Here is a 25,702-nt window from a genome sequence, read left to right as displayed (position 1 = left end):
CTATTATTTTAGTGCTTTGAATCGATTTCATAGATTATAATAAAAATGTTGGAAAAAACTAAAACTACATCAAGGAGGAATTTTTCGTGCACATGTTTAAAAAAAGTGCATTGGCTTTATTTGTCATGCTTTTGGCCTTCACCGCCTTTAGTACATCTACGAGTTTTGTACAAGCCGCTGCGAACACAAAAATCACGATCCTACATACCAATGATTCTCATGGTCGTGTATTTGAAGGTGCCTATGACGGTATGGGATTCTCTAAACTAGCTACTTTGGCAGAGGATATTCAAGCTGAAAACCCGAACACCCTGCTTTTGGATGCAGGTGATACCTTCCACGGAACTCCTTTCGCTACACTGGAAGAAGGTTCAAGTATCGTTGATATTATGAATCAGCTTGAGTATGACGGAATGGCTGCTGGAAATCACGACTTCAACTACGGCCAGGATCGTCTGCTTGAACTGAGAGATATGGCTAACTTCCCAGTGATCAGCGCAAACATCCGCCACAAAGATACAAACAACCAATTTTTAGACACTCATTTCATTAAAGAGGTTGATGGCGTTAAGATCGGCGTCTTTGGTCTAACCACTCCAGAAACTACCTACAAAACGAATCCAAACAACATTACAGGACTTGAATTCACAAATATTGTTGACGAAGGAAAAGCCATGGTCAAAAAACTTCGTGAAGAAGATAACGTTGACATGGTTATCGCTCTTACACACCTGGGTACGGATGCTTCCAGTACTGAAACATCCATCAAGCTTGCTGACAACGTAGAAGGCATCGACTTGATCGTCGATGGCCACAGCCATACGGTTGATCATACAGCTGATAACGGAACTAATACAATGATCGTCAGTGCAGGAGAATATACGAAGAACCTTGGTATCGTTGAGCTTGAATTTGATGCAGATAAGAATTTGACTAACATTACCCCAACTCGTATCACAAAAGAACAAGCTGCTGATACTAACAAAGATCCAGAAATGGAAGATGTCATCACTGATATTGAAGCTGAGCAGGATGAAATCATGTCAGAAGTCGTAGGAAGCTCAGAAGTAATCCTTAACGGAGAACGCAGCTCTGTACGCACAAGTGAAACAAACCTTGGAAACTTGATTACAAACGCCATGCTTGCTGAATCAGGAGCTGACCTTGCTATTACAAACGGAGGCGGAATCCGTGCTTCCATCGATAAAGGTGAAATCACACTTGGAGAAATCATCAATGTTTCTCCATTCGGCAACTACCTTGTAACGAAGAAAATGACAGGACAGACAGTTAAAGATGCCCTTGAGCATGGAGTCAGCGATTATCCAGCAACAAAAGGTGCTTTCCCGCACGTAGCAGGAATGACGTTTTCGATCGATCCTAGAGCTGAAAAAGGAAACCGTGTAAAAGATTTAATGATTCAAGGTGAGAAAGTTGACCTCAACAAAGAATACACCGTTGCAACGAATGACTTCCTAGCTGCCGGTGGAGACGACTACGATATGTTCCCTGGTACAGAATTAGTGAATGAATACGATGCGCTTGAAGAGATCATGAAAAGCTATATCAAAGACAATTCTCCAATCAATATGGGCGATGAGAACAGAGTAAATATCCACCTTCCTTTTAACGATGTAAGTCGTGATAACTGGGGATATGATCACATCGAACGTCTTTACGGACATGGTATCGTTAATGGCATGACTGAAGACATGTTTGGACCTAAGAAGACTTTGACCCGCCTACAATTCGCTGCGATGCTTGTACGTGGTCTAGACTTAGAAGCGACAGAAGAAGCTCCTTTCTCTGATTTGAAATATGTAAGAGAAGACATGCAAGAAGCAATCAATGCTGCTTATGAACACGGATTAGTTAAAGGACATGAAGACAATACGTTCCGTCCAAATATGGAAGTAGACCGTGACGAAATGGCGCTGATGATCAAACGTGCTTATGAAAAACAAACAGGCACAACAGTCGGCGGTACGAACGATTTGCCATTCACAGACCTTGGCAATGTTGACCGCGAAGCGCTTGATGCGATTCAAGATGTCTACTCCCTTGGATTCATGCAAGGTCACAATGAAACTACTTTTGAACCATTTGGTGAGGCTACACGTCAACAAAGTGCTAAAGTGATCGATTTGTTCTTGCAAAAGGTAAAATAACTTAGATTTAGCAGAGGCTTTCCCAATGTGGGAAAGCCTCTTTTCTTTGGTCTGTTAAAACATTTTTGTTGATTTATTTGTGTTTTAAATTGGTAATCTTCCAATTATTTAGAAAGAGGATCAGATGAAAATTCCCGCTTTTAATTATTAAACTTGTACAAAAGTACCACACTTTCCTTCTGACTCCCCCGAAAAACATGAGTGATTTGGGTCCTTCATTAATCACTCAACCTGAGGCGTATAAAAATAGAGAATAAATATATTTGGACTATAGGGCTGTAGGGTTGCAAGCTTTTTACCAAGTTGTAAGTAGTTAAGTTTTACTGCCTTCTTACCTAAAAAGTAAATACCTCATTTTAAGCGTAGCACTCCTGATTGCTGCAAAATCCAATAGAAAAAGCCCCTGCAAAGCAGGGACTTTTACTCTCACTTATTTGAAAATCATAACTTTACCAACTGTACCATCTTCACTTTCACCAGTAACACGGAACTTCAATCCGTACTCTGGTACATTACGACCAGCGTCAACTAGACCTTCATTTAAGTAGTTTTGGCTGTCATCGAAAAGTGGTGTACGCTTCGTATAGTTATCTTTAAGAGTTATTCCTGAAATATTTGAATAATCCAAGAACATTTTTTCTGTCTTATCTAAGCTAAATGCTGCATCGTGTACCTGGTAGCGAGTAGAAGCAACTGCTCCATCACTCCAGTAGTTCGTGTGCTGATCAGCATCAACAACTCCAACAAAACCGTCTCCAGGGTGAATGCCTGTCCAGTTTTCAGAGTATTGTTTATCTACATACCAGACGACAAGACCATCGTCGAATGTCATCAAGCTGTCACCACGGCGGATGTTTGCAAGACCTTCATCGACACCGTTGTGACTGCGCCATTCAAGCAGGTAGTAGTGATCAGAACGTTTGATACCATCATTCTTCGTAAATCCATCAAGATTGAATTTAGGCTCACCTTCTGCGTCATCAAATACAACTTCTTCTCCATCTACAACGATTGAAAGATCATCAGCATATAAACCTGGGTTAGAAACAGCTGCATCCGTAACATATTCAATCGCTACTTCAACTTCTTGTCCCGCATAAGCAGAAAGGTCAAAGGAAGCATCGATCCAGCCGTCAGAAGAACCAGTAATTCCATTCCCCAAGTTAGAATCATGAGGATTTTCATTTGTTGTGATATCGCTTGCAACTGGCTCACCGTTTACAGTTACATACGCGTAATCCCAATCTGTTTCGATATCATACCAGGCTTTGAAATTAAACTCGGCAGATGTAGCGTTCGTCAAATCAACCGTTGTAGTAAGGTAATTGTGCAAGTCATCTGCGCTTCCAGAGAAGTATTCATACTCACCGCTAGCCGGCTCATTGATCACTGTCTCTTTTTGTGGAAGATTCACTTTCACTACATCCTGGTTCGTACCTTTAGTCACCGCTTCATCTAGCAGGAATTCAGAACCCTCACTAGTAATATCTTTAAGGTCTAATTCTTCCCCAGATAACCAGTTTCCTTCTGTCCCTTCGTTATCTACAACTGCAGAAGCTTGCAACATTTCCTTCATGTATGGGCTGAACCCTGTCGGCATTGTTCCTGGGATATCTCCAGCCCAGCTTCCGCTTGACATGATAGACCAGTAGCTTACCGGCTCACCAGCACCAGAATACTGCGTATCATATTCATCTGGAAGCCCAAGATCGTGACCGAATTCATGAGCCATAACTCCGACCGCTCCATCTTCTGGCTCAATCGTGTAATCATAGGCCGCCATTTGACCACCCCAGTAAGGAACCGATGCTTCAGTGCCTGGAAGTGTTGTCACTCCTCCAAGATTCCATCGGTGAGACCAAATTGCGTCCGATCCTAATGATCCACCTCCAGCTTCTTCACCAACACCAGAGTGAATAACCATTAAGTGGTCGACAAGACCGTCTGCTTCAAGGTAGTTTCCATCGCCATCTAAATCATAGCGATCCCACTTGTCGTAATCGGCAATATTAACCTCTGGATCCGCAGCAGCTTTAGCCAAAGCTTCTTTAACTAGTCCCCGTGCATTTACATCGTTACCATCGGGCTGAGGGTCGTTGGCACCGTAATCGGCTGCCGGATTGTCAGCTGTGTACCACCCTGCAACTTCTCCTTCAACAGAGTAGCTTCCACCAGACTGCTGCTCATAATATTGTTTCATAGATACATAGTTCTTACCGTCTGGACCAGTCCAGCCGCCATCACCAAATAGCATGTCCTGATAGTGTTCACTAGAATACGCATCTTCACCTTCATAGTACATGTCGGTTTCATCCGCGCTCAATGAGTTATGAGGTTTGTCTGGATAATCGATCAACAGGACGAGTACTTTGTCGGTTCGCATTTCACCATCATAAGCTTCTTCTTCTATTCCATCAGGCGTATCAGCCTGTCCTAATTTATTCCCTTTACCATTTTTTAGGCTATTTTCATTCATTGCTTCTTGAAGTTTAGCTTTATTATCTTTCTCTTCATCTGATAACTCGCCTGATTCTTTCTTAGCTGATTCAGACTTCGCTTTCAGGTATTTGTTTAATCCTTTTTCAGCTTCCGCTTGAGTTGCATCCTCAGCGATTTTCCCATTCTCTTTCAGCATTTCAATTAATCGCTCATCGTTGGCAATCGCCAGATCAAATGGTGACCCCGTTTCAGAATGAGCATGAGACTTATGTAAGTCTTTATATGGTTCTAAAGACTTCTCCACGGCACTTGTGCTTATAGGCCCGACTGTCAGTGCGAGCGCCAGAGCAGAGGTTAATATTTTACCGGTTTTTTTCAAAGACTTTCTCCCCTTTACTTAATTTTGTAAAAAACTATGCTGCAAGTACTAATTTATCAAAATTTACAGAATAATCAATTCGAAATTTGTAATTTTCTAAAAAATAAAGCATATAGACTAAAGGGGAGTTTAAAGCGTTAAAGTGTGATTTGGTTCTTTCGGTTCACGAAATAAATGCAAAAACACACTAAAATTCACCTGTGAAAAATTAACCAGTTTATTGTAATAGAGGGATTATAGACCTAATTTATGAAAGGGAGAGTTTTCATTAGAAAGAAAAAAAGACCTAAGAAAAGTGCGTCTTAGGTCTTTTGGAGGTATTAGGTATTTATGCCCACCACATTTCAGTGGCTGGTTCCTCAATCAAAACCGACTTGAGGTTTTTTACTGCTTGATTGAACCCTTCATTAATCGACATGATCGGATCTTCATGTTCGATGCTGACCACATGATCATAACCATAAGTCCGAAGCGCACTAATGATATTCGACCATTCTTTCGTTCCATGGCCATAACCGACTGAACGGAAGCTCCATGCGCGGGTTTTCACATTCCCATAAGGCTGCATATCTGTAAGGCCATACATATTGACGTTCTCTTGATCAATGTATGTGTCTTTAGCGTGGAAATGGTGGATGGCATCTGCATTTCCAAGAATTTTTATTGCAGCTACAGGGTCGATTCCTTGCCACCATAGATGACTCGGATCCAGGTTTGCACCGATCGCTTCATTTGTTGCTTCACGAAGCTTCAACATCGTGTAAGGAGTATGAACAAGGAAGCCTGCGTGTAATTCCAAGCCGACTTTCACCCCATGAGCTTGAGCGAATTCCCCTTGCTCTTTCCAATAAGGAATCAGCTTTTCAATCCATTGCCAGTCGAGTGTTTCTGAGTACTCTGGAGGCCATGGAGTTACAGGCCAGTTAGGGGCTTTGTCCCCTTCGAATCCACCAGGTGTTCCAGAGAATGTGTTAACGACAGGCACATCCATCAGACTGGCTAATTTTACGGTTTTTACAAAAGCATCATGGGATTCTTTTGCGAAGTCTTCGTCAGGGGAAATCGGATTTCCGTGGCAGCTGAATGCGCTGATTGTAAGACCACGCGAATGGACTTTGTCTAAGTATTCCTTACGCAAATCCTCACTTTCAAGCAATTCATCGACATTGCAATGAGCATTTCCAGGATAGCCGCCAGTTCCGATTTCTACTGCTTTCAAACCAGCTTCTTTCACATGATCCAGCATTTCTTCAAACGATTTATCAGAAAATAGTACGGTAAATACACCAAGTTTCATTCCGAGTTCCTCCATTCTATTTTGTAAATGTCACACTCTTCCCTGTGTCACTGCTCTTATAAATGGCTTCAATTAATTGAGTGACTTTCATGGCCTGTTCGGGTTTCACAATCAATTCATCCTGTCCTAAGCAGCTATCGACAAAGTTTTTTGCTTGTACAAGACCAGCGTCAGGCTCACCTTCTCTGATTTTCGCAGAACTGTCCCAAAGAGCTCCGTATTTAGCCTGATAAAGCTCAAATGGATACACACTAAGACCACCGTCCACACCCGAGATGCTAAGAGTGGTGTGGTCTTCTTTGATGTTGGCAGCCCATGAGCATTCAAACTGCATGGACAAGCCATTAGAGAAGGTAATGTAGCTTGTGACATGGTCATCGACATTGAATGTTTCATGGTCGAAAGCTCCCCAATCGTTCACTTGATCTGGTGTCTTACTTAGCCGATTGTAAGCTTTCCCCATCACTTCTACAGGCTCAGGATCATCAAGCAGCCAAAGCGCAAGATCAAGAAGGTGGCAGCCAAAGTCGATCAAGCTGCCTCCACCCTGTAAGTCTTTGTTGGTAAATACACCCCAGCCCGGAACTTTTCGCCTGCGCATCGCTTGTACCCTTGTTACAAGAGGGTCACCAATTTCTTGATGATCCATTGCTTTTTTAGCTAATTGAGCCTCAGGTGAGTACCGGAAATGATAAGCAATCGACAATAAGCGGTCATTTCTATCGGCAGCATCGATCATTTCCTGGCATTCTTGTGAAGTGATCGCCATCGGCTTTTCACAAAGAACATGGCAGCCTGCTTCAAGGGCAGCAACAGCAATGCTTGAATGAAATTTATTCGGTGTACAGATCGTCACTGCGTCCACCTGTTTGAATAGGTCTTCATAATCGCTAAATGCATGAGGAATTTCGAATCTCTTTGCTACTTCTTGAGCACGTTCTTCGTTTACATCTTGGACCGCAGTCAATTCAACTGTGTCACTAAGACGCTTGAAGGATGGGATATGCCGGTCTTGAGCAATCCCCCCAACTCCAATCACGCCCATTTTCAAACGTGTCATTTTGTAATGCCTTCCAAACTGCTGATTTTTCGCGTTTCCCCTGATTGAAGAGCACCCAGGATAACCTCTAGAGATTTAAGACCTTCTTCTCCATCTATTAATGGCTGTTTATCGTTTAAAATGCAGTCTACAAAATGATCGATCACATGGGAATCACTTTGCCCGCCTTCATCATTAGACTGAATTTTTCCGAGTTCGTAGTTCACGACATCACCATTTGTATACTGTGCAACAAGGGAATAAACGGGATCATCTTCAAGTCTTAATGTTCCTTTTTCACCATAGATGATGGTGGAGTTATCTTCTGCAGGGTTATACGCCCAGCTCGCTGCCATTGTCCCGACAGTGCCGTTCGCTGTACGAAGAATGCAAACCGCATTATCATCTACTGTGATGTTTTCTTTAGCATTGTTTTCAATAAAACCGGCAACGTCTACGAATTCTTGTCCAAGAATATAACGGAGTAAGTCTGCTTTATGTACTCCAAGGTCTCCCATAGCACCAATAAAGGCTTGTTGTTTCTTAAAGAACCAGCTGTTTTCTCCATCTGCACTCCAGCCTTCAGGGCCTCCGTGGCCAAATGCTGTGCGGAAACTGTACACTTTTCCAATCGCTCCAGTTTCGATCAATTCCTTCGCTTTAACGTGGGAAGGGACAAAGCGCTGGTTATGAGCGATCATCAGTTTTTTACCGTTCTTCTCAGCAGCTTGAATCATTTGCTCAGCTTCTTCTCTGGAAGTAGCCATTGGTTTTTCGCACAACACGTGGCAGCCTGCATTCAGGGCAGCAATAGAAACTGGTGCATGCAAATAGTTCGGGAGGCAGACACTGACAGCGTCAACATTCTCAGCTTCGAGAAGTTCTTCGTAATCTGTGTAAGCTTTTGCGGCATATAGCTGGGCAATGGCTTCTACCCGTTCTTCTACAATGTCACACACGGCTGTAATTTCCACCTCTTCGTTCGATTTATACTCTAAAAGATGTCGGTGTTGAGCGATGCTTCCGCAGCCAATAACAGCAATTTTCAATTTTGTCATCCAAAAACAACTCCTTATTATTTAGTAGTAATCGTTTCTAAAGGTTTCGCATTACCATAAACAGGGGTAGGCGTTTGAGTATTATTCACCCATTTCACACCATTGCGGATTACTGTCTGCACTTCTTTGTTGTAATAAGTCGGGTATGTTTCGTGACCAGGGCGGAAGTAAAAGATTTTCCCTTTTCCTCTGCGGAAAGTAGCTCCACTTCTGAATACTTCTCCACCCTCAAACCAGCTGACAAAAACCAACTCTTCCGGTGTTGGGATATCAAAGTGTTCACCATACATTTCTTCTTTTTCAATCTCGATGTATTCCCCAATTCCTTCTGTGATTGGATGACTTGGATCAACGACCCATAGACGCTCTTTCTCATCAGCTTCACGCCATTTTAAGTCACAAGTCGTACCCATCAATTTCTTGAAGATTTTTGAAAAATGAGCAGAGTGCAGCACTACAAGTCCCATCCCCTCAAGGACGCGCTGCTTCACTTTTTCAGCTACTTCCTCCTTAACCTCATCATGAGCCATGTGGCCCCACCAAACGAGGACATCTGTTTCAGCTAAGACTTCATCCGTCAGCCCGTGCTCTTCCTCATCAAGAGTCGCTGTTTTTACATTCTCATGATCCTCACTTAGAAAGTTCGCGATTGCCCCGTGAATCCCTTCTGGATATAAATCTCGTACGACTTGATTTTCTTGTTCATGACGGTTCTCGTTCCAAACCAGTACGTTCATTCTCATTCTCCCCCATCTGTGTTTTTCATTAAGATACATGCGTCGTGATCTTTTTGAAATCGATTTCAAAAATCCTCAAAAAAATATCTTCTTGCTGTAAATCCTTTAAACGGATTTGTTCACCTCAACATGAATGCGTTTGCACAAAAGTCTATAAATCTACAAGTTATGTAAATACTAACATCCTTCTATAGCAAGTACAATAATAAATTCTGACAAATTTTTTCAAGACTTATGGTCCTAAACATGAAGGCCTCGTCCCTTACATAAGATGAGAAGGAAGAGGTGAGTGGAATGAAGAATAAAACAAATATTAATTGGGAAGCTTTCTCTGAAAATGTGGAAAAAGTTCTAGGTGAGGACTTTTGGAATGAAATGCAGCATGTTATTCCTAAGAGAGGACCGGCTTATGATTATTTTGAAACGGAAAAAGAGGGCGTGATCTTTATTGACTTACCTGGTTTTACCACAAATGATACCGTACATCTCTCTCAACAAGGAACTCGCCTTATTGTCAAAGGAGAGCTCAATTATCCGTATCCCATACCCGAGAAGGAATTGATTCATAGTGAACGTCTAAAAGGGAAGTTTAAACGCATCATTACCGTTCCTTTTCACTTCACATCTGAAAATATTCAAACTTCTCTGCAACATGGAGTCCTAATCATCAAAATTACTAAAATGGCTGAAGAAGAAATTGTTGTACGTATTCACGATCAATAATGGACGTTGATTTCTTCTTCATTTGCCAATGGGACCACTTATCTTCCTTCTTCTACTCCATCTATAAAAAATTCATTATGTTTTAGAGTAATACGGACCGCTTCCACCGAAACGCCCGGTGGCAGTCGAATTTTAATAATATAGACGTTGAATCATTCACTTCACCATGACTACCGTCTTTCTTCTCCTCTATATCTCCTGGGAAAGCCTCTTGTAAAAGCTTTAGCTCCTTCTCAATAGAATACTCTTACTGAACATGTTTTCTAATTATTTTTAGATATGCTCCCTTACCAAAAGGTGAAACGCTCTCTGAATGGATGGAATAAATGCTGGAACACAGCAAATGGAAAAGGCAGCTCCAGATTCTCCTTGTCCTTTTCCATTTGCTGTTCCGTCTCCTTTACTCCCTCTTTCAATTGGCGTATATTCATCACGGATGATGTGGTTAAAGTGCATCACAAATCAATGTTCCTACTGCTATGGCTTCTTTTTGGTGTGTAAACCATCCGTATTAAATGTTAAAAACAACGAGGAATCCTGAACTCTTCAGGTTTCTGTTCTTTCCTCCGTCAGTAGATGGTCATAGCATTGGTAACAGAGATGAATTTGAATCGTTCGCTCACGTTTCAAAGTCACCTTCTCGCCATCCGTTAGCTCCGTCCTGCAGTGCCAGCACACAGCTACTTTATCGTTGATTTCCTTTAACAGAACTTGATAATTGGACAAGTCTCTCACTCCTCTCTTCTTACTAAAAATATAATCGGTGTTAGAGAAAAAGTCGTCCTTGTAAAATGCTTTTTTTGTGCTTGAGACTGGCTCTATACCGCTATTTTCACCTATGGATTTTTTAACAACTAAAGGGTTACACACGATAAAACTCCAACTATGTTATATAATGGAGCAAATGGTTGAAAGGGAGATGAGAATAGATGACGTCCATACCGGTTGCTGTTCAAATGTACACGTTAAGAAATGAAACCGCAGAAGACTTTTCAGGCACTTTAGAAAAAGTAGCTGAACTCGGATTTGACGGAGTTGAGTTTGCAGGTTTTGGAGGATTATCAGCAGCGGAAGTTAGAGATTTGTTAGATCAACTTAATTTGAAAGCCGCTTCGAGCCATGTGCCTTTAGACGACTTGAAAACGAACCTTGACCAAGTGATTAAGGATCAAAAAACCATTGGCAGTCAATATATCGTGTGTCCTTACATAACGGAACGAACAGAAGAAGATTATACTGAACTCGTTAAAGACCTTGAAGAAATCGGTAAGAAGTGCCGAGAAGAAGGCCTTACGCTTTGTTATCACAACCACGACTTTGAATTAGAACGACTCTCTGATGGCAGGACTGCGCTAGATAAAATTCTTGAAGATACTGAGCCTGACCATGTGAAAGCAGAATTTGATATTTATTGGCTGCAAAAAGCGGAGGAAGAGCCTGTGACATGGATGGAACGTTATGAAGGAAGAACCCCTTTAGTCCATCTGAAGGATATGACCACGGATAAAGAACAATTCTTTGCAGAGCTTGGTACCGGCGGAGTTGATTTGGATAAAGTTCTAAACCGTGGGGAGAAAAGCAAAGTTCAATGGTGGATTGTAGAACAAGATGAAAGCCGTCTTTCGCCATTCGAAAGTTTAGAAATCAGCATGAATTATTTGAAAGATAAACTTCCTAATCTTAAGTAAATTCTTATATAAATAAAAATGCCTGACTTTCAGTTGAAAGTCAGGCATTTTTTATCATTATTTATTTTGATGTATTCTCCACTTGTTGAATTCCAAATACTCGCGGAATTGATCTTTAGATACTCCCGAGTTCATAGCCTCTTGTACGAGTTCCAACCAGTCCTCATCAAGAGTTTCATCCTTTGTCTCTGACTCACCATGAAGGAGAAAATTCATTGTTACACCTAGTTCATTTGATATCTTCTCCAAAAACTGGATGGATGGGTTGGTCTGGATATTCCGCTCGATTGAACTCAGGTATGATTTAGCTACCCCTGCCCGTTCAGCTAGCTCAGATAGCGACATATGTCGGTCTTTACGTATTTTTTTTATGCGTTCACCGATCATATTCTCACCTTCTTTCTTGGTATTATGAGTATAGCATATTTTGTGTATTCGTTCTATTTAAAGCACAAATTTTATCATTTAGTCCTACATATGTTCTTTAATGTATACTCCAATCTATCTAGTGGGTGATTGTTTAGTCCCTATTATTATTCATCGGACCGTGACGGCTAAAAGTTAAACAATAAAAACCAATAATGTGTGAGTCCTAAGTAGATCAGATATACTAGGAGTAAACGAAGAATTGGGTGAAAGTTATGATCGATATGGTAGGACGTTTTGAAATTACTTTTAATCAAATCCACCAACATTTAAAAGAACTAAATGGTTATCCGAAAAATGATAACTTTGTTGAGCTTCTGCAAAGATCTAAATTAAAACATAGCGTCATTCGAGTACATTTCGACCAGCTTAAGCAATATGCCAAGTTACGAAATGCGATCGTTCATGAAAAAACGAGCGGTGATTATTATATTGCAACACCGCATGAGAAAGTTGTTGAAGAACTGGAACGAATAAAACAAATCCTTGAAAAACCTCCATTAGCCATAGAATTCGCCACACGCCCCGTTCTATTTTATAAGGAAGACACTCCACTTGTCCATGTGATGGAGGCTTTTGATCAACATGGTATTTCGCAATTTCCTATTTACTCGGATGAGCGTGAATTCATAGGTCTGCTTACGAATGATGGTGTGGTCCGTTATATTTCGAGATCTGTTCAGGATGGTGTCATTGATCTTAGCGAAGTTAAAGCAAAAGAACTGATTTCAAGCGAGCTGATTCCGGATGTCGAATTTCTAGCAGCGACCGGTACCGTATTTGACCTGGAAGAGCGTTTTGAAAAAAGTCTAGAAGACGAACGCAAATTAAAAGCGGTCATTCTTACGGAATCAGGTGAAGCTGATGAGCTTCCAATTGGAATTGTTACCACTTGGGATCTGATTAAGGTTGATCGGAGGAATCGGGATGAGTGAAGGGTCCACATCTATTAAAGGTTTTTTCACATTTGTTAAGGGTGGACTTCCAGCTAAAGGACTCATTGTCATCGCGCTGTTATTAAGCTTGCTTGAGACAGGTGCTAGTCTTGTCGTTCCGCTATTTACAAGAAACCTAGTTGATCAACTATCGACAGGCGCAATAAGCACAGGACTAGTCCTTTTTTTAGCAGGTACGTTCATTATTCAAACCGTCTCCAGCGGTTTTTCCTATTACCTTCTCGCTTATATCGGAGAACACATCGTTTCATTTATACGAAGAGAACTTTGGGGAAAGGTCCTGCATTTGCCGATCAGTTATTTTGACGAACACGAATCAGGAGAAACGATGAGCAGAATTACTCAGGATACAAACACAGTAAAAAACTTGATCACAAACCACCTCGTGTCATTTGTTACTGGCATCATTTCAATTATTGGAGCTGTAATCATCCTATTAACCATTGATTGGCGTATGACGCTGATCATGCTTCTAGCTGTTCCTATTGCTTTTCTCATCATCCTGCCACTAGGACGCAAAATGTACAAAGTTTCAAAACAGATGCAAGATGAAATGGCAGACTTCAGTGCTAACCTTGGTCGTGTCCTCAGTGAAATCCGATTAGTCAAATCTTCAAATGCTGAAATTGCCGAGAACAAAAAAGGGCGAAACGGAATTTCACAATTATTTACATATGGACTGAAAGAAGCAAAAATTCAAGCTGTCATCTCCCCTTTTATGACAACCATCATTATGGTCGTTCTCGTTATCTTGATCGGGTACGGGGGTGTTCGGGTCGCATCAGGAGCCTTGAGTGCAGGATCCCTTGTAGCAATCATTATCTACATGTTCCAAATCGTGGTACCTTTCAGTCAACTGGCTACTTTTATGACTGCCTTTCAAAAAGCAATGGGAGCAACAGAAAGAATTCAAGGTATGCTATCGAAACCTACAGAACCTTTTGACCAACCCTATGAATTCCGAAAAGAACCTTTGTCTTTTCATCATGTAAGTTTCGGATATGACCCAGATCATTCCATCCTTTATAATTTAAATTTTTCAGTGGAACCAGGAGAAACCGTTGCCATAGTTGGCCCGAGCGGTGCTGGAAAGACGACTATATTCTCTTTAATTGAACGTTTTTACTCTCCGACTTCAGGATATATCACTGTCGGGAACATATCGATTTCAGATATCAAGCTCGATCGCTGGCGGCAATCGATTGGCTACGTTTCACAGGAGAGCCCGATCATGGCTGGTTCCATCAGAGACAACATTTGCTACGGTGTTCATCGTGAAGTTAGAGAACCGGAAATAGAAAAGGCATTAAAGCAAGCCAATGCTTATACTTTTGTTATGGAACTACCTGACCGTATGGAGACGCTGGTTGGTGAACGCGGAGTAAAACTATCCGGGGGACAAAGACAGAGAATTGCAATCGCCCGTGCGCTCTTAAGAAACCCTGATTTCTTATTATTGGATGAAGCAACGTCAAACCTGGACTCTGAGTCTGAAGCAGCCGTACAGGGGGCTCTTCGTGTACTCATGAAGGGAAGGACAACCTTTATCATTGCTCACCGGTTATCGACCGTAATTGAATCCGATCGCATGATTGTATTGGAGAGAGGCAAAATCACAGGTGAAGGAACGCATGATACGCTCTATCAGCAGAATTCTATGTATCGTCACCTTGTTGACCAGCAAGTCCTCACCTAAAGGGTGTATTCTTATTTTTCTGAATGATTACTCAATTAATTCTTGTGTGAAAGCGATTCACAGTTTATGATAAAACTAACGACTATTAGTTAAAGGAGTATGGATATGCTGCGAGAAAGAAGGAACGAACCATTCCGTTATACCTTTTTGACTCCGTTACCCGGTTTTTACAATAAAAAGTTGAATCGGCAGGTCGCTGGAGCTTTACAAGTGAAGGATATCAGCTTGAACGGACTGCGTTTTTCCTGTGATGCGAATCCAAGCCTTTCTATGAAGGATGAATTAATTTTGACCTTTATTTATAAAAATGAAACATTCTCTGCGGAGGGCAGAGTGATTTGGTTGAAGACAGATGAGGATTGCTTGACATGCGGTATTCATGTTTATGAATTTCCTGAGCGCATGCAGGCTATTATCTATCAGCTGGGTGATTCAATGAACGATTCGAATAAAATTCTTGGTTAAGAGTCTCCATGTTTGGAGGCTCTTTTTATATTCCTCAATCTTCTTTTTCTTTAGTAATAAAGTTTTCTTTTTATAGTATTAGCCTCCTATTACTGAAGACTTGAATTCAATATGATGGATTTGTTTAGAGGGGCTATTTCTATATACACCTCAGGTCATCCAGAATATGGATGACCTGAGGATCCATGATTATCCTTCTGATGAAGCTCTTGAAGAAGGTGCAGATTCGCGTCCTTCTAAGTCGACGGTTGTGACGTAATAGGTGTATTGCGAAGCGTCAGGATCTGAATGAGTCTTGCGCTCGTGGGCAGATATACTCGCCACTTTTTTGAAGTTTTCACCATCAGCACTTCGATAAACCCGATATCCTGCTACGTAGTCTTTCCTGACTGCATGCCATGTCACGAAAGTCCCGTTTACTTCAACGTTTGTTGGCGAATCAATTGTCACTTTTGGTTCTTTTAGCTTCGAATAGACAACAAGCCTATCCTGGTGCCCTCCTTGATCCCTGATAAACTCCCCAGTACACGTGATAAGATTCAAACGCTTTTCATCAGTTCTCCCAAAGATTTTTTCAATCGGGGAATTGGTTTGAGGGTAACTTTCTAATTTCTCTACTATATAGGTTTTTTCATTACCTTCTTGATCATAGACGACGATTTCATCACCTGCTCCCACCTGTGTTAAATCGTAAAACACAGCTGGCCCAGTCCGGCTATCCACATGACCTGCGATCACCGAATTCCCTTGGCTTCCAGGCTCAGTTCCTGGTTCAAACCAGCCTGCTTTGTCAGGATCATCTGGTACTCCCATTTCCCCGTTATCTAACACTCCGACCGACTCGATCGATGCGTCCACATCGATCGATGGAATCTTGATGCGACGAGGAGTTATTCCGCTTCTTTTTTGTTTTTTATTTTTTACTACCTCTGCTGAATTCATATTTTTGTTTTTGTTAATGACCGTAAACTCTCCATCAAGTACCTCTTCCTCTTGCTCCTCTACTTTTTGTTCTGGTACAAGATTTACAGATTCATTCTCAGGGTTTTCTACACGAACCACATCCGTCTTCTTTGAAGAGTCGGTTAGGTGAGCCCATACATTCGTTTCATAACCGACCATAAGAAGGGAAATCAAGCCCACAACGGTAAAATAGATCTTCCATTTTCTCTCCATTGCCCATCACCTTCTACTTGTTACATATTTTCAAACACCGAAGAAGAGAGGCACCCTCTCTTCTTCCGCATGGACTCCCTTTTAAAGATGAGACTTTTTCCTGTAAAGGACCGCTCCTGTCAAGAGAGCTAAAGACCCAAAGGCCATCCATATCCACTTAGAAACAGATGGAGTATCGTTCATTCCACCAAGTCCTGTATCAGGCATAGATTCTGGCATCATTTCAACACCGAATTTATCAGGCATTTGTTTGGCAATCGCGTCTCCCAAGGTTTCTCCAATACCAAACATATAACCATATCCTTCACGGAAAGAATCGTAAGTGGCTTCATAATCTCCTTCTACATAGTGATCGAAGGTCTGTAATACATCCTTTTCATGACTCCAAACCGCTTCTGAGGCTGTTTCTTGAGGCAAATTCTCATCGGTTGCCTTTGCTAAAAATGCTCCAAAATCCCCCGCAAAAGTATTAAGGCTGCCTTCTGCTTTCATACGAAGTTCTTGGTTTTCTTCAAGTGCAGCTGTAACTACGTTAGTCTGAGCATTGATGTGATTTTGCTGCCACACCTTTTCAAACTCAGCCGCACCTTCTTCTCCATAAAGAGACTGGATGACTGCTTTGAAATCTGCGGTGTGCTGGTTCTCAGCCCATGTTACAAAATCATAATCAGGGGCCTGGTTAAAACCTTTCTGCATTTCTAGCGTTGCAAGAGCAAAGTGTTCAGAAGCCAATGCATTCAAGTTTGATCGCAGATCAGCCGCTTTGGAATCCGCTTTTGTATTTTCGAATTTATCGGGCATTTGTGCTGCCATTGCTGTAGATAGAACCTTACTGATGTCGAACATACGGTTGAATCCATCTCTGAACGACTGATATGCTTTTTGATATTCTTCATTCACATAATGGTCAAACACATCAATGACGTCTTGCTCATGAGCAGCTAATGCTTCTTTTGCTGCTTTTTCAGATAGTCTTCCTTCTGTTGCTTTTGCTAGAAATGAACCAAATTCATTCACGAACTCTTCCACTTCTTTTTCTGCTTCTTGCCGAGCTTCTACAAAACGATCAGAGTAGTCATTATGTGAACGGAACAATTCTTCAAACTGCGCAGCTGCTTCTTCTCCATAAACCGAAGCGATTGCTGTAGTCATGTCTTTCGCATTTTGGTCGAGCTTATTCCATACTTCTTTCGCATCCTCGGTATCCTCATAAGACTTCATCATAAACATCGTTGCTAAAACGAAGTGTTCCGATAGCAGCTTGTCTAAGTCTGCACGTAAATCAGCCGCTGGTGTTTCCACTGTTGCTTCTTTATGGTCCTCAGCCATGGCTATAGACGGGATGATTACCATGATGACCATCAACAAAACAAATACTCTCTTCACTGTCTCCACGCTTTCATCTCCTTTTGATTGATTCATGTATTTTGCTAAAGTGATTGACGTTTCTCACCTAGCTATCGCAAGAGATGAAAGATTGGATCACATTTTTATAGATTTTTTTAGAAAGGTGACACTTCGTGTAGAGAAAATGAGGGGAGAGCCATAAAAGTGGGACACCCGATTAGAAGTTAAAGTCCAAAAAAATAACCCGCCTCGAATTTCCATTTAATGGATGACCTGAGGTGGGTTATTTTTACAGATTACTTATTCATGATTAGTCTTCTACTCTCTTGCGAAAGAATCCTGTGATTTTGTTTGATAGGTCGTCAAAATACGTGTAGACGACAGGGATTAACACAAGGGTGAAGAAACTGGATACTGTAAGACCAAAAATAATCGTTATAGCAAGCGGCTGTTGGGCTTCAGCTCCTCTTCCAATCCCTATCGCAAGCGGTACCATTCCAAGCACGGTCGTCAACGTTGTCATAAGGATCGGACGGAGACGGTTCGGCCCGGCTTCTAATATCGCTTCATATCTGTCATAAGATTTCCTTCTTAATATATTGATGTAATCAACAAGCACAATGGCATTATTCACTACAATCCCAGCTAGCATAATAATCCCTACAAACGCTGGCAAGCTGAAAGGAAGACCGGTAATAAACAGACCTCCCGTAATCCCAATGATTGTCGCGGGTAGTGAAAACATAATGATGAACGGGAACAAGAAGTTCTCAAACTGGATGGCCATTACAGCATAAACAAGAAATATGGAGAAAATTAATGCCAGCGATAAATCTCCAAAGGCCTCCTGCATATCCTGAGCCTGGCCGCCAATTTCATAGGAATAACCATCTGGGAAATTAAGACGCTCAAGCTCTGTCCGCACTTCTTCAGTAGCTGTTCCTAAATCAACGTCCACTACTTCTGCTTCAACGTTCACTTGCGGCTGTTGATCTTGCCGAAGTAAGGAAACAGGACCTTGAACTTGTTCAAGGTTAGCGATCGTTGCAAGTGGAATTAAACTGCCTGTTGGAGCTTGAACAGTCATTCCCTCTAAATCAGAAATGGTCTGTCTTTCATCTTCAGGGAAGATCATTCGTACATCAAGCTCATCTCCGCCACTGCGGTATCGCGTTGCAATTTGGCCGTTAAAAGCAAGCTGGACTTGGCCGATTACTTGCTGATATGTCAATCCATATTGGGCTGCTTTTTCCCGGTCTACATCAATCTGCATCTCTGGTCTGCCTTCATCTGTTGAAGAAGTAGCGTTACTGACACCTTCAATATCGTTCATAACATACGCAACCTGATCAGCTAATTGATCCAATACTTCATACTCTGTTCCGTTCAACTGCACTTGTAGAGGTGCACCTGTGCCGAGTCCAGCGTCCAACTCACTGACTTGAATTTCTGCACCGGGCAAGTCTTTTAGAGCTTCATCGATATCCTTCATGGCCTGCTGAGTTGTGATTTCCCGATCTCCTGGATCAACAAGCTGGATCGTATAATTAGCAAAATCAGAGGATTGATTTCCGACTCCGCCACCGAAGCCTCGCCCTCCGATAGAAAGATAGCTGACTTCAATTATTTCACTAAAATCTCCAATTCGTTCATCTACCTTGTTTGTAAAAGCTTCAGTCTCTTCCATCGCTGTGCCTTCAGGCATGTTCACATCAATTTGAATCTGGCCTTGGTCTGAAGGTGGAATAAACTCAGTCCCGATAAGGGGAATTAGGGCTGCACTACCTGCAATTAAGGCCAGTGTAATGGCAATTGCCGTTTTTCTGAATTTTAATACCCACCTTAACATGGCACGATATCCATCGTTTACTTTATCCATAAACCGATCAAACCAATATCTGCGTCCATTGTCTTTTAATGATTTGGTCAGTAATTTTGAAGATAACATTGGAATTAGGGTGACCGAAACCGCCAGTGATGCGATTAACGCAAACATAATCGTCAACGCCAGAGGAGTGAAAAGTTCTGAAGCTATTCCCTCTACGAATATGATTGGCAAAAAGACGACCAATGTCGTTGTTGCAGAGGCAATAACGGCAGGGGCAAGCTCGGAAGCACCTTTTTTGGATGCCTCAATCATGGAATACCCTTGTTGTCTGTAACTTACGATGTTTTCCAAAATAACAATGGAACTATCCACCATCATCCCTATTCCAAGCGCAAGTCCCCCCATAGTCAGCACGTTCAGGGTTTCCCCTGTAAAGTACATGAGTGTAAACGTGGAGATAATGGCAATGGGAATTGAAAGACCGATGACGAGCGTGGCTCGTACACTTTTCAAGAATAAAAGCAGTACAATTATGGAGAAAATTCCACCTAAGATGATGTTTAATACAACACTGTTGATAGAGATTTTAATAAATTCAGAGGTATCTAGTACGATCTCGGAGTTTACTCCTTCTGGCAAATCTCCTTTCATCTCATCTAAGGCGTCGTTCACTTGATTCGCTGTTTCCACTGTGTTGGCATCTGTTTTCTTAAGAATTGATAAGACAACAGACGAGGAACCATTAACTTTGGAAATGGTATTAGAATTCGTTAATACTTCTTCTACTTCAGCGATTTGATCGAGAGTGACTTTGGCCCCTGATTGCGACTGGATAATCGTATCCCTGACATCTTCTATTGACTCGAACTCTCCTTCAACTCTGATCTGCAAGTCTTTTTGGCCTTTATTAACTGCACCAGCTGAAGCAGATTGGTTGGAGGCACTTAACGTTTGCACAATCGTTTGAGAATCGAGTCCGTACTGAGACATTTGCGCCCGATCTACAAGAACCTGGACTTCACGAACCTTTCCGCCTTCGATACTTACAGATGCAACGCCTTCTTGCCTTTCTAAAAATGGGACTAGGCGGTTTTCAGCTACTTCTTGTAGTTCTTCGGGTGTATCCCCTGATAGCCCAACAGTCATGATTGGCAGCTGCTGGGGATCGAAACGTAACACGTTCGGTTCTCCCGCTCCTTCTGGCAGAAGGCCCCTGACTTGGTCAACATTTTCCCGAACTTGTAATAGGGTGCTGTCTAAATTCACACCCGTGTTAAATTGCATCAAAACAAGAGAAGATCCAGCCTGCGACTGCGACTGGAGAACTTCCAAACCTTCGATTGAACTTACAGAAGATTCCACGGGTCTGCTTATCAGTTTTTCGACTTCCTGTGGTGCTGCCCCTTCGTACGAGGTGGATACTACGGCAATTGGCAGGTCTATTTCCGGATAAAGATCAATCGTTAAATTTCTTAATGAAACGAATCCTAAAGCAAGGATTGCGGCTACAACCATAATTACACCGACGGGGCGCTTAACTGAAAGATTAACAAGCTTCACTTAAGCGTCCTCCTTCATGATCGTGACCTTGCCACCATCCGAAAGAGTTAATTGTCCAGTTGTAATTACTTGGGCATCTCCTGGTAGGTCTGCTTCAATCGCCGTACGGTCCGTCTGAGCTTCTACCACCTCAACGTCCATCCGAACTGCTTTCTCATCGACGACATGATAGATATACGATTCATTTCCCTCTTCTACTACAGCATCCGTAGGGACAATCCACGTGTTCTCTACGACGATTTCTGGTAGTAAGAACGTAGCCATCATTCCTGGCTTGATCTTCTCGTCTTCGTTGTCCACTTGCGCCTCTACAGGGTATAACCCTGTATCATCAGGCACAGAAGATACATATTCAATAGTGGATGTAACCGTCTGATCGATGGAGTCTATGGCAACTTCAAGTTCTTCCCCTTTCTCAAATAAAGAAAGCTGATCTGCGGTAACAGAAGCTGTTACCGTCATCGGGTTGAGCCCTACAACCGTAGCAAAAGGCTGTTGATTGGTTACAAAATCACCTTCACTAGCGTTGAGAGTAGAAATTTCTCCAGAGGTGGGAGCGGTAACAGCTTCATTCGCTGTTTGGTCTTTGGCTTGATTCAGTTGTACGTTAGCCTGCTCAACTTGGAGTTCAGCTTGATCAACCCCAACTTGCGCCTGTTCCAATTGCTGCTGTGCCTGGTCAAGCTGAGCTTCCGCTTGAGCAACAGCCGATGTGGACTGTGGCTGCTGACCTTTCAACTGTTGATATTGCGCTTTTGCTTGATCAGCCCTGCTTTGAGCTTGCTGGTAAAGAGCTTCAGGAATCGCACCTTCATCCACTAGCTTCTTCGTCTGATCTGCCAATTGCTGAGCCTGTTGATACTGCTCACGAGCAGCTTCAGCAGCTTGTGAGGTTTGACTTTTCTCAGATTTTGCAGCCTCTTTCGCCAAGTTTACTTGCTCCTCAGCATTCTCCACCCCAAGTGCAGCCTGCTCCTTTGTAATTTGAGCATTCTCTAGTTGTTTTTCAGCCTGACGAACAGCCAGCTGTTGTAATTCAACTTGACTCTCCCCATTACCAGGATCAACTACACCAATGGTTTCGCCTTCTTCCACTCGATCTCCCTTCTCAACGTTTAAGGTTACAAGCTCTCCTGGCGTCCTAGCTGTCACAGGAGAGGAATTAGCAGTCGATGCTCGTCCAACAATCTTTCTATCAATAATAAAGTCATCCTTTACAGCCTTCTCTATCTCCACGGGCGTTACTCTTTCTTCTGTTACTTCCTCCGAATCATCACCAGAACAGGCGGCTAGTAAAGCCGTTAACAATAACAGCATGGAAATTCTTTTCATAGCAAGACTTCCTCCCCTTTTATGTAAAAACGCTTTCTCAGTTGTGAATCAACTCGTTCTCTATATAAGTTTCCCCAAATGCTCAATTCTTTATATATAGCGGTTTTCATCCTCTGACCAAGTAGTCATAATTATGAATAATGTTACTAAACTGGGAATTGTAATGCAACTTGTAGACGGCTGTCTGAAATGACAAAATTGTGTCATGAACTAACTCATGCGGTAAAGAAGACTATACAGAACGCCTTGTTAGACTATAAAAAAACCGGATCCGCTGCCGGATCCGGTTTTGCCTTATTGAAGTGTATTGCCAAGCTGGGAAACAATCAAATCAAGTTTCTTTACTTTTGGAAGATCGTATCCGCGGAAACGCTCATTAAAATGAGCGAATACAGGTTCTAAAGCTTCATCATCCATTAATTCTCCATAAGTCTTATAAGCATGTTGATATTGTCCGATATATCGCTTCATCTTCTTCTCAAACCCGGACAAATGATACGTGGAGGAAAAATCGAATGCTTTTACAATATCACCATCATACGTAGGGAATTCAGGGTTGATCGTATGGAGCATGGAAGTTGCCAACGGAAACTGCATTGTAGGATTGCCTTTATGGTTCTTAACTTCGTAAAGGCTTTTAGTAATTTGGACGATATTAGGACGCTCATATCCTCGCTGTTCTTCCATCAATTTAAAGTAGTAAGTTTCAAACTCCTTCGTTAAGCTCGGATTATCTAGCCTGAAGAAATGTCGAAATACGAATTGGTACAAGGTATCATCGGGTACATACGTATCCTGATAAACCGTATGAAGATACACATACACATCTAACTTTTCTTGGGGGATACTGTTAATTACTCTTTCGAAATCTCCTAATAGTAAGTCTTTCAGATCACTAGCCGTTCTGTACTTCATCATTAATCACCTCTATTCGCTTATTCCACGCACAAAAAACTAGAAAACTCCAAATTGTAAAGTTTTTATGAATCTTTGTCTTACTATTCATTCTACATAAGCTAGGATGATTTTCCAACAGATAACAAAAAGCTGAACTAAGGAATTCTTAGTCCAGCTTCTCGAAACCTATATTTCTCTATTAGAAGTTGGGTTACAGGAGAGATCTGAAAGGGAATAAAAATATTGAGACACTGGGAATAGTGAGGCGATTTCAATTCAGTAAAACTCTTATTGACATAGGTATTGTTTTTTATTGACGGGGCTATCTATTTTTGGACTACTTATCTTTCCTTCAAAATCTGTACAATAGGAGGAATATGTATCATAGTGGTTGGTGTTTTTATATCTTTTTAGCACGAATAAATAAAAGCCGCTTAATAGAGCGGCTTCAAAAGAAAACGTTACTCATTTCCATTCTCGTTGTTTTCACCATTATCCATTGTATCTTCGTTTGTCATATCTTCTTCAGTAGCATCATTATCTCCGTCAGTCATGTCACCTTGATCTTCTTCTGTTTCTTCGGTTCCGTCAGTTCCACCCTCGTCCATGTTATCTTCTTCTTCCATATTACCCTCGCCGTTTTCTTCCTCTTCATTCATGTTTTCTTCTGTATCGTTTCCTTCTTCCATTTGCTCATCTTCCGTAGCACAAGCTCCTAGAAGAGAGAACGTTAAAAGGGCGATCAAAAGCTTCAATGGCAGTGTTTTCATTTTGTGTTTCCTCCTTTTTAGTGATTACGTCCCGTATTATACCCATCCCATTTCATTTCATACCATTTTGTGGATAAAAAAACACTCCGGTGCGTGGCCGAAGTGTTCCATTTATTTATCTGAAGTTTTCATTAATAGAACGCGCTAAAAAGGTGGCAAATTGTTCTCTTGTGATTCTTTGATCAGGTCCGAATTCTGTTTCACTTACACCTTTTGTAATTCCAGAAGCATAAAGTCTTTCAACAGCTTCTTTATACCAGTCATTATCTTTTACATCAGTGAAAGGTTCCTCTTTGGAGGCAGGCGGGAATTGATACACTCGCTGAAGAAGAACAGCCATTTCCCTTCTTTTCAAGTAGGAATCTAAGTTGAAGCGATTTTTATTATCTCCTTCAAAGATCCCTTCGTCTGCTAATGCAGCCACTTCATCATAAAAGTCACTGCTACTTGGAACATCAACAAATCCAGGGTCTGGCCGGTTAGTCAGTTCAATATTCTCTGCACGGACTAAAAGCAAAGCTGTATTTTTACGTTTTAAAGGATCCTTATAACCAAATTCGTCTTCACTATAGCCTTTAAGAATGTTCATGTCATACAAGTATTCAATGGCTTCCACTGAATAATTATCTTTAGGAACATCCTTAAACTTATTGCGAAGATACGGACTTGCAACATAGCCTTCTGTGCCATTCTCCAATTTGACTGGATAAAAAACAAACGTGTTTTCGTTAGGCGATTGGTCATATTGGTAAGACCCAGTTACAGTCGCAAAATCTCCTTCATTTAAGGTTCCAACTATTTCTGACTTTGTTGATGGAGCTTTTCTGACTCTCAGGTCTACGGTAGAGCCTATCGTTTGGCCTTCTTTGTAAAAATGTTTAGACTTAGTAAAAGGTATTAAAAAATGGTACTTATCCTTCTTGAATTCAATATTTTCATCACTATCAGTATCATATTTGAATTCTTCTGCCTCAAAATCCATTTGGGCTAAATCATCATAGCCTACTCCATTTCTAATGTTAGAAAATAGTTCCTCCTGGTAAGCTCCTTCATTCTTTTCACCGGTCGCTTGCTTTACAGGACTGTTGACAGGCTTGGTTCCATTGTAGGCCATTACTGCAAAATACCAATGTTCGATGACACGTCGATCCCCATTGTTAATCACTGGTAAATCACTGCGTTCGAATTTGTCATTCAAAATTTGTATTCCAGCTTCAATGTTGTAGATGATATCGTTCTTCAATTTTTCCTGATCGAAGGCTGGTTGATTGGTCAACTGCATGATACCAATCCCCCCATCCGGCGAGATCACAGGTTCTCCATTTTCATCAAACTGTTCCAATTTGCTTTCTTTTTTTGCAATCTCGGTAACGATTTCAGGAGGCACATCATACTCAATAGCCGCTTCTGTCAAAAGACAAATGGTTGTCTTATAATCCGGATTTTCACCAGTCTTTTTTTCATAATTACATTTTTCTTTAATAGATTCTTCCGCATGTACTTGGGTGCTTGAAAAAGCAGCAATAGAGCTAAAAAACGTCAATACAGCTACTGTTTTAAGCACCTTTCTTATAGTAATAATGACACAACTCTCCCTTAATAGATTGATAGATTCATACTAGCCTCCTAGAATTGTACCATAATATTCCTTTCCAACCAATCAAGCATAGACAATGCGATGCAGTTGAGGACAATTGATCAATGAAAGGCCACCTTGAGGG

21 protein-coding genes are annotated in these 25,702 nt (G+C 41.6%); 6 read left to right on the top strand and 15 right to left on the bottom strand.

The genetic code is table 11. The annotated features are described in order from the left end of the window. The first annotated feature begins 92 nt into the window (after positions 1-92). Positions 93-2,168: a 5'-nucleotidase C-terminal domain-containing protein gene (locus ACRYKC_RS16280; protein ID WP_433808365.1), complete on the top strand. Its 2,076-nt coding sequence runs from the start codon at positions 93-95 to the stop codon at positions 2,166-2,168. Positions 2,169-2,598: 430 nt separating this feature from the next. Here the strand turns inward: ACRYKC_RS16280 and ACRYKC_RS16275 are convergent, their stop codons facing one another. The 5 genes from ACRYKC_RS16275 to ACRYKC_RS16255 all read right to left on the bottom strand — a co-directional run bounded on the left by ACRYKC_RS16275 (position 2,599) and on the right by ACRYKC_RS16255 (position 9,117). Then, the gene (locus ACRYKC_RS16275) at positions 2,599-4,986 is read right to left on the bottom strand and encodes an immune inhibitor A domain-containing protein (protein ID WP_433808213.1); all 2,388 of its coding nucleotides are present in this window, start codon (positions 4,984-4,986) and stop codon (positions 2,599-2,601) included. 328 nt (positions 4,987-5,314) lie between these two features. After that, positions 5,315-6,283: a sugar phosphate isomerase/epimerase family protein gene (locus ACRYKC_RS16270; RefSeq protein WP_433808211.1), complete on the bottom strand. Its 969-nt coding sequence runs from the start codon at positions 6,281-6,283 to the stop codon at positions 5,315-5,317. Positions 6,284-6,299: 16 nt separating this feature from the next. Further along, positions 6,300-7,343 (bottom strand): Gfo/Idh/MocA family protein, encoded by a 1,044-nt coding sequence (locus ACRYKC_RS16265; RefSeq protein ID WP_433808209.1) that lies wholly within the window; start codon positions 7,341-7,343, stop codon positions 6,300-6,302. Next, on the bottom strand, positions 7,340-8,380 hold the full coding sequence (locus ACRYKC_RS16260; protein ID WP_433808207.1) for a Gfo/Idh/MocA family protein: 1,041 nt from the start codon (positions 8,378-8,380) through the stop codon (positions 7,340-7,342). The genes ACRYKC_RS16265 and ACRYKC_RS16260 overlap by 4 nt, the downstream gene beginning before the upstream one ends. A 17-nt stretch (positions 8,381-8,397) precedes the next feature. Then, entirely contained in the window at positions 8,398-9,117 is a 720-nt protein-coding gene (locus ACRYKC_RS16255; protein ID WP_433808205.1) for a ThuA domain-containing protein, read from the bottom strand. Between the two features lie 294 nt (positions 9,118-9,411). On the opposite strand from ACRYKC_RS16255, the gene ACRYKC_RS16250 reads away from it, so the two are divergent. After that, entirely contained in the window at positions 9,412-9,840 is a 429-nt protein-coding gene (locus ACRYKC_RS16250; RefSeq protein ID WP_433808203.1) for an Hsp20/alpha crystallin family protein, read from the top strand. Positions 9,841-10,113: 273 nt separating this feature from the next. Here the strand turns inward: ACRYKC_RS16250 and ACRYKC_RS16245 are convergent, their stop codons facing one another. Further along, entirely contained in the window at positions 10,114-10,296 is a 183-nt protein-coding gene (locus tag ACRYKC_RS16245; RefSeq protein WP_433808201.1) for a hypothetical protein, read from the bottom strand. A 90-nt stretch (positions 10,297-10,386) separates the two neighbouring features. Then, complete coding sequence (locus ACRYKC_RS16240; RefSeq protein ID WP_433808199.1) at positions 10,387-10,566, bottom strand: hypothetical protein; 180 nt, start codon at positions 10,564-10,566, stop codon at positions 10,387-10,389. A 203-nt stretch (positions 10,567-10,769) separates the two neighbouring features. Between ACRYKC_RS16240 and ACRYKC_RS16235 the strand changes: the two genes are divergently transcribed. Beyond that, the gene (locus ACRYKC_RS16235) at positions 10,770-11,528 is read left to right on the top strand and encodes a sugar phosphate isomerase/epimerase family protein (RefSeq protein WP_433808197.1); all 759 of its coding nucleotides are present in this window, start codon (positions 10,770-10,772) and stop codon (positions 11,526-11,528) included. 57 nt (positions 11,529-11,585) lie between these two features. Here the strand turns inward: ACRYKC_RS16235 and ACRYKC_RS16230 are convergent, their stop codons facing one another. Next, complete coding sequence (locus tag ACRYKC_RS16230; RefSeq protein WP_433808195.1) at positions 11,586-11,915, bottom strand: helix-turn-helix domain-containing protein; 330 nt, start codon at positions 11,913-11,915, stop codon at positions 11,586-11,588. A gap of 254 nt (positions 11,916-12,169) precedes the next feature. On the opposite strand from ACRYKC_RS16230, the gene ACRYKC_RS16225 reads away from it, so the two are divergent. The 3 genes from ACRYKC_RS16225 (at position 12,170) to ACRYKC_RS16215 (ending at position 15,071) form a co-directional block, all read left to right on the top strand. Beyond that, entirely contained in the window at positions 12,170-12,889 is a 720-nt protein-coding gene (locus ACRYKC_RS16225; protein WP_433808363.1) for a CBS domain-containing protein, read from the top strand. Further along, complete coding sequence (locus ACRYKC_RS16220; RefSeq protein ID WP_433808193.1) at positions 12,882-14,606, top strand: ABC transporter ATP-binding protein; 1,725 nt, start codon at positions 12,882-12,884, stop codon at positions 14,604-14,606. The genes ACRYKC_RS16225 and ACRYKC_RS16220 overlap by 8 nt, the downstream gene beginning before the upstream one ends. 105 nt (positions 14,607-14,711) lie before the next feature. Continuing rightward, entirely contained in the window at positions 14,712-15,071 is a 360-nt protein-coding gene (locus ACRYKC_RS16215; protein ID WP_433808191.1) for a PilZ domain-containing protein, read from the top strand. 189 nt (positions 15,072-15,260) lie between these two features. Here the strand turns inward: ACRYKC_RS16215 and ACRYKC_RS16210 are convergent, their stop codons facing one another. The 7 genes from ACRYKC_RS16210 to ACRYKC_RS16180 form a co-directional block, all read right to left on the bottom strand. Further along, positions 15,261-16,247, bottom strand: coding sequence for a class F sortase (locus ACRYKC_RS16210; protein WP_433808189.1), 987 nt, complete (start codon positions 16,245-16,247; stop codon positions 15,261-15,263). 81 nt (positions 16,248-16,328) lie between these two features. Next, positions 16,329-17,669 (bottom strand): copper amine oxidase, encoded by a 1,341-nt coding sequence (locus ACRYKC_RS16205; RefSeq protein ID WP_433808187.1) that lies wholly within the window; start codon positions 17,667-17,669, stop codon positions 16,329-16,331. A 235-nt stretch (positions 17,670-17,904) separates the two neighbouring features. Beyond that, positions 17,905-20,982 carry an efflux RND transporter permease subunit gene (locus ACRYKC_RS16200; protein WP_433808185.1) on the bottom strand — a complete coding sequence of 1,026 codons (3,078 nt, stop codon included), beginning with the start codon at positions 20,980-20,982 and terminating at the stop codon, positions 17,905-17,907. Then, positions 20,983-22,314, bottom strand: a complete 1,332-nt coding sequence (locus tag ACRYKC_RS16195; RefSeq protein WP_433808183.1) for an efflux RND transporter periplasmic adaptor subunit — start codon at positions 22,312-22,314, stop codon at positions 20,983-20,985. Positions 22,315-22,608: 294 nt separating this feature from the next. After that, entirely contained in the window at positions 22,609-23,229 is a 621-nt protein-coding gene (locus ACRYKC_RS16190; protein WP_433808181.1) for a hypothetical protein, read from the bottom strand. A gap of 443 nt (positions 23,230-23,672) precedes the next feature. Continuing rightward, entirely contained in the window at positions 23,673-23,981 is a 309-nt protein-coding gene (locus tag ACRYKC_RS16185; RefSeq protein ID WP_433808179.1) for a hypothetical protein, read from the bottom strand. Between the two features lie 115 nt (positions 23,982-24,096). Continuing rightward, positions 24,097-25,545, bottom strand: coding sequence for an S-layer homology domain-containing protein (locus ACRYKC_RS16180; protein WP_433808177.1), 1,449 nt, complete (start codon positions 25,543-25,545; stop codon positions 24,097-24,099). Positions 25,546-25,702 lie beyond the last annotated feature (157 nt).

It is taken from the genome of Halobacillus sp. A1-3, assembly GCF_050971765.1.
Taxonomy (GTDB): domain Bacteria; phylum Bacillota; class Bacilli; order Bacillales; family Halobacillaceae; genus Halobacillus; species Halobacillus mangrovi_B.
This window is presented reverse-complemented; position numbering and strand designations above follow the sequence as displayed.

Bases quoted from the DNA above. Each gene is read 5' to 3' on its own strand.
- ACRYKC_RS16235 (WP_433808197.1), top strand. From the start codon at position 10,770: ATGACGTCCATACCGGTTGCTGTTCAAATGTACACGTTAAGAAATGAA.
- ACRYKC_RS16205 (WP_433808187.1), bottom strand. From the start codon at position 17,669: ATGAATCAATCAAAAGGAGATGAAAGCGTGGAGACAGTGAAGAGAGTA.
- ACRYKC_RS16265 (WP_433808209.1), bottom strand. From the start codon at position 7,343: ATGACACGTTTGAAAATGGGCGTGATTGGAGTTGGGGGGATTGCTCAA.
- ACRYKC_RS16255 (WP_433808205.1), bottom strand. From the start codon at position 9,117: ATGAACGTACTGGTTTGGAACGAGAACCGTCATGAACAAGAAAATCAA.
- ACRYKC_RS16215 (WP_433808191.1), top strand. From the start codon at position 14,712: ATGCTGCGAGAAAGAAGGAACGAACCATTCCGTTATACCTTTTTGACT.
- ACRYKC_RS16190 (WP_433808181.1), bottom strand. From the start codon at position 23,229: ATGAAGTACAGAACGGCTAGTGATCTGAAAGACTTACTATTAGGAGAT.
- ACRYKC_RS16280 (WP_433808365.1), top strand. From the start codon at position 93: ATGTTTAAAAAAAGTGCATTGGCTTTATTTGTCATGCTTTTGGCCTTC.
- ACRYKC_RS16250 (WP_433808203.1), top strand. From the start codon at position 9,412: ATGAAGAATAAAACAAATATTAATTGGGAAGCTTTCTCTGAAAATGTG.
- ACRYKC_RS16245 (WP_433808201.1), bottom strand. From the start codon at position 10,296: ATGCACTTTAACCACATCATCCGTGATGAATATACGCCAATTGAAAGA.
- ACRYKC_RS16220 (WP_433808193.1), top strand. From the start codon at position 12,882: ATGAGTGAAGGGTCCACATCTATTAAAGGTTTTTTCACATTTGTTAAG.
- ACRYKC_RS16270 (WP_433808211.1), bottom strand. From the start codon at position 6,283: ATGAAACTTGGTGTATTTACCGTACTATTTTCTGATAAATCGTTTGAA.
- ACRYKC_RS16230 (WP_433808195.1), bottom strand. From the start codon at position 11,915: ATGATCGGTGAACGCATAAAAAAAATACGTAAAGACCGACATATGTCG.
- ACRYKC_RS16195 (WP_433808183.1), bottom strand. From the start codon at position 22,314: ATGAAAAGAATTTCCATGCTGTTATTGTTAACGGCTTTACTAGCCGCC.
- ACRYKC_RS16260 (WP_433808207.1), bottom strand. From the start codon at position 8,380: ATGACAAAATTGAAAATTGCTGTTATTGGCTGCGGAAGCATCGCTCAA.
- ACRYKC_RS16210 (WP_433808189.1), bottom strand. From the start codon at position 16,247: ATGGAGAGAAAATGGAAGATCTATTTTACCGTTGTGGGCTTGATTTCC.
- ACRYKC_RS16185 (WP_433808179.1), bottom strand. From the start codon at position 23,981: ATGAAAACACTGCCATTGAAGCTTTTGATCGCCCTTTTAACGTTCTCT.
- ACRYKC_RS16225 (WP_433808363.1), top strand. From the start codon at position 12,170: ATGATCGATATGGTAGGACGTTTTGAAATTACTTTTAATCAAATCCAC.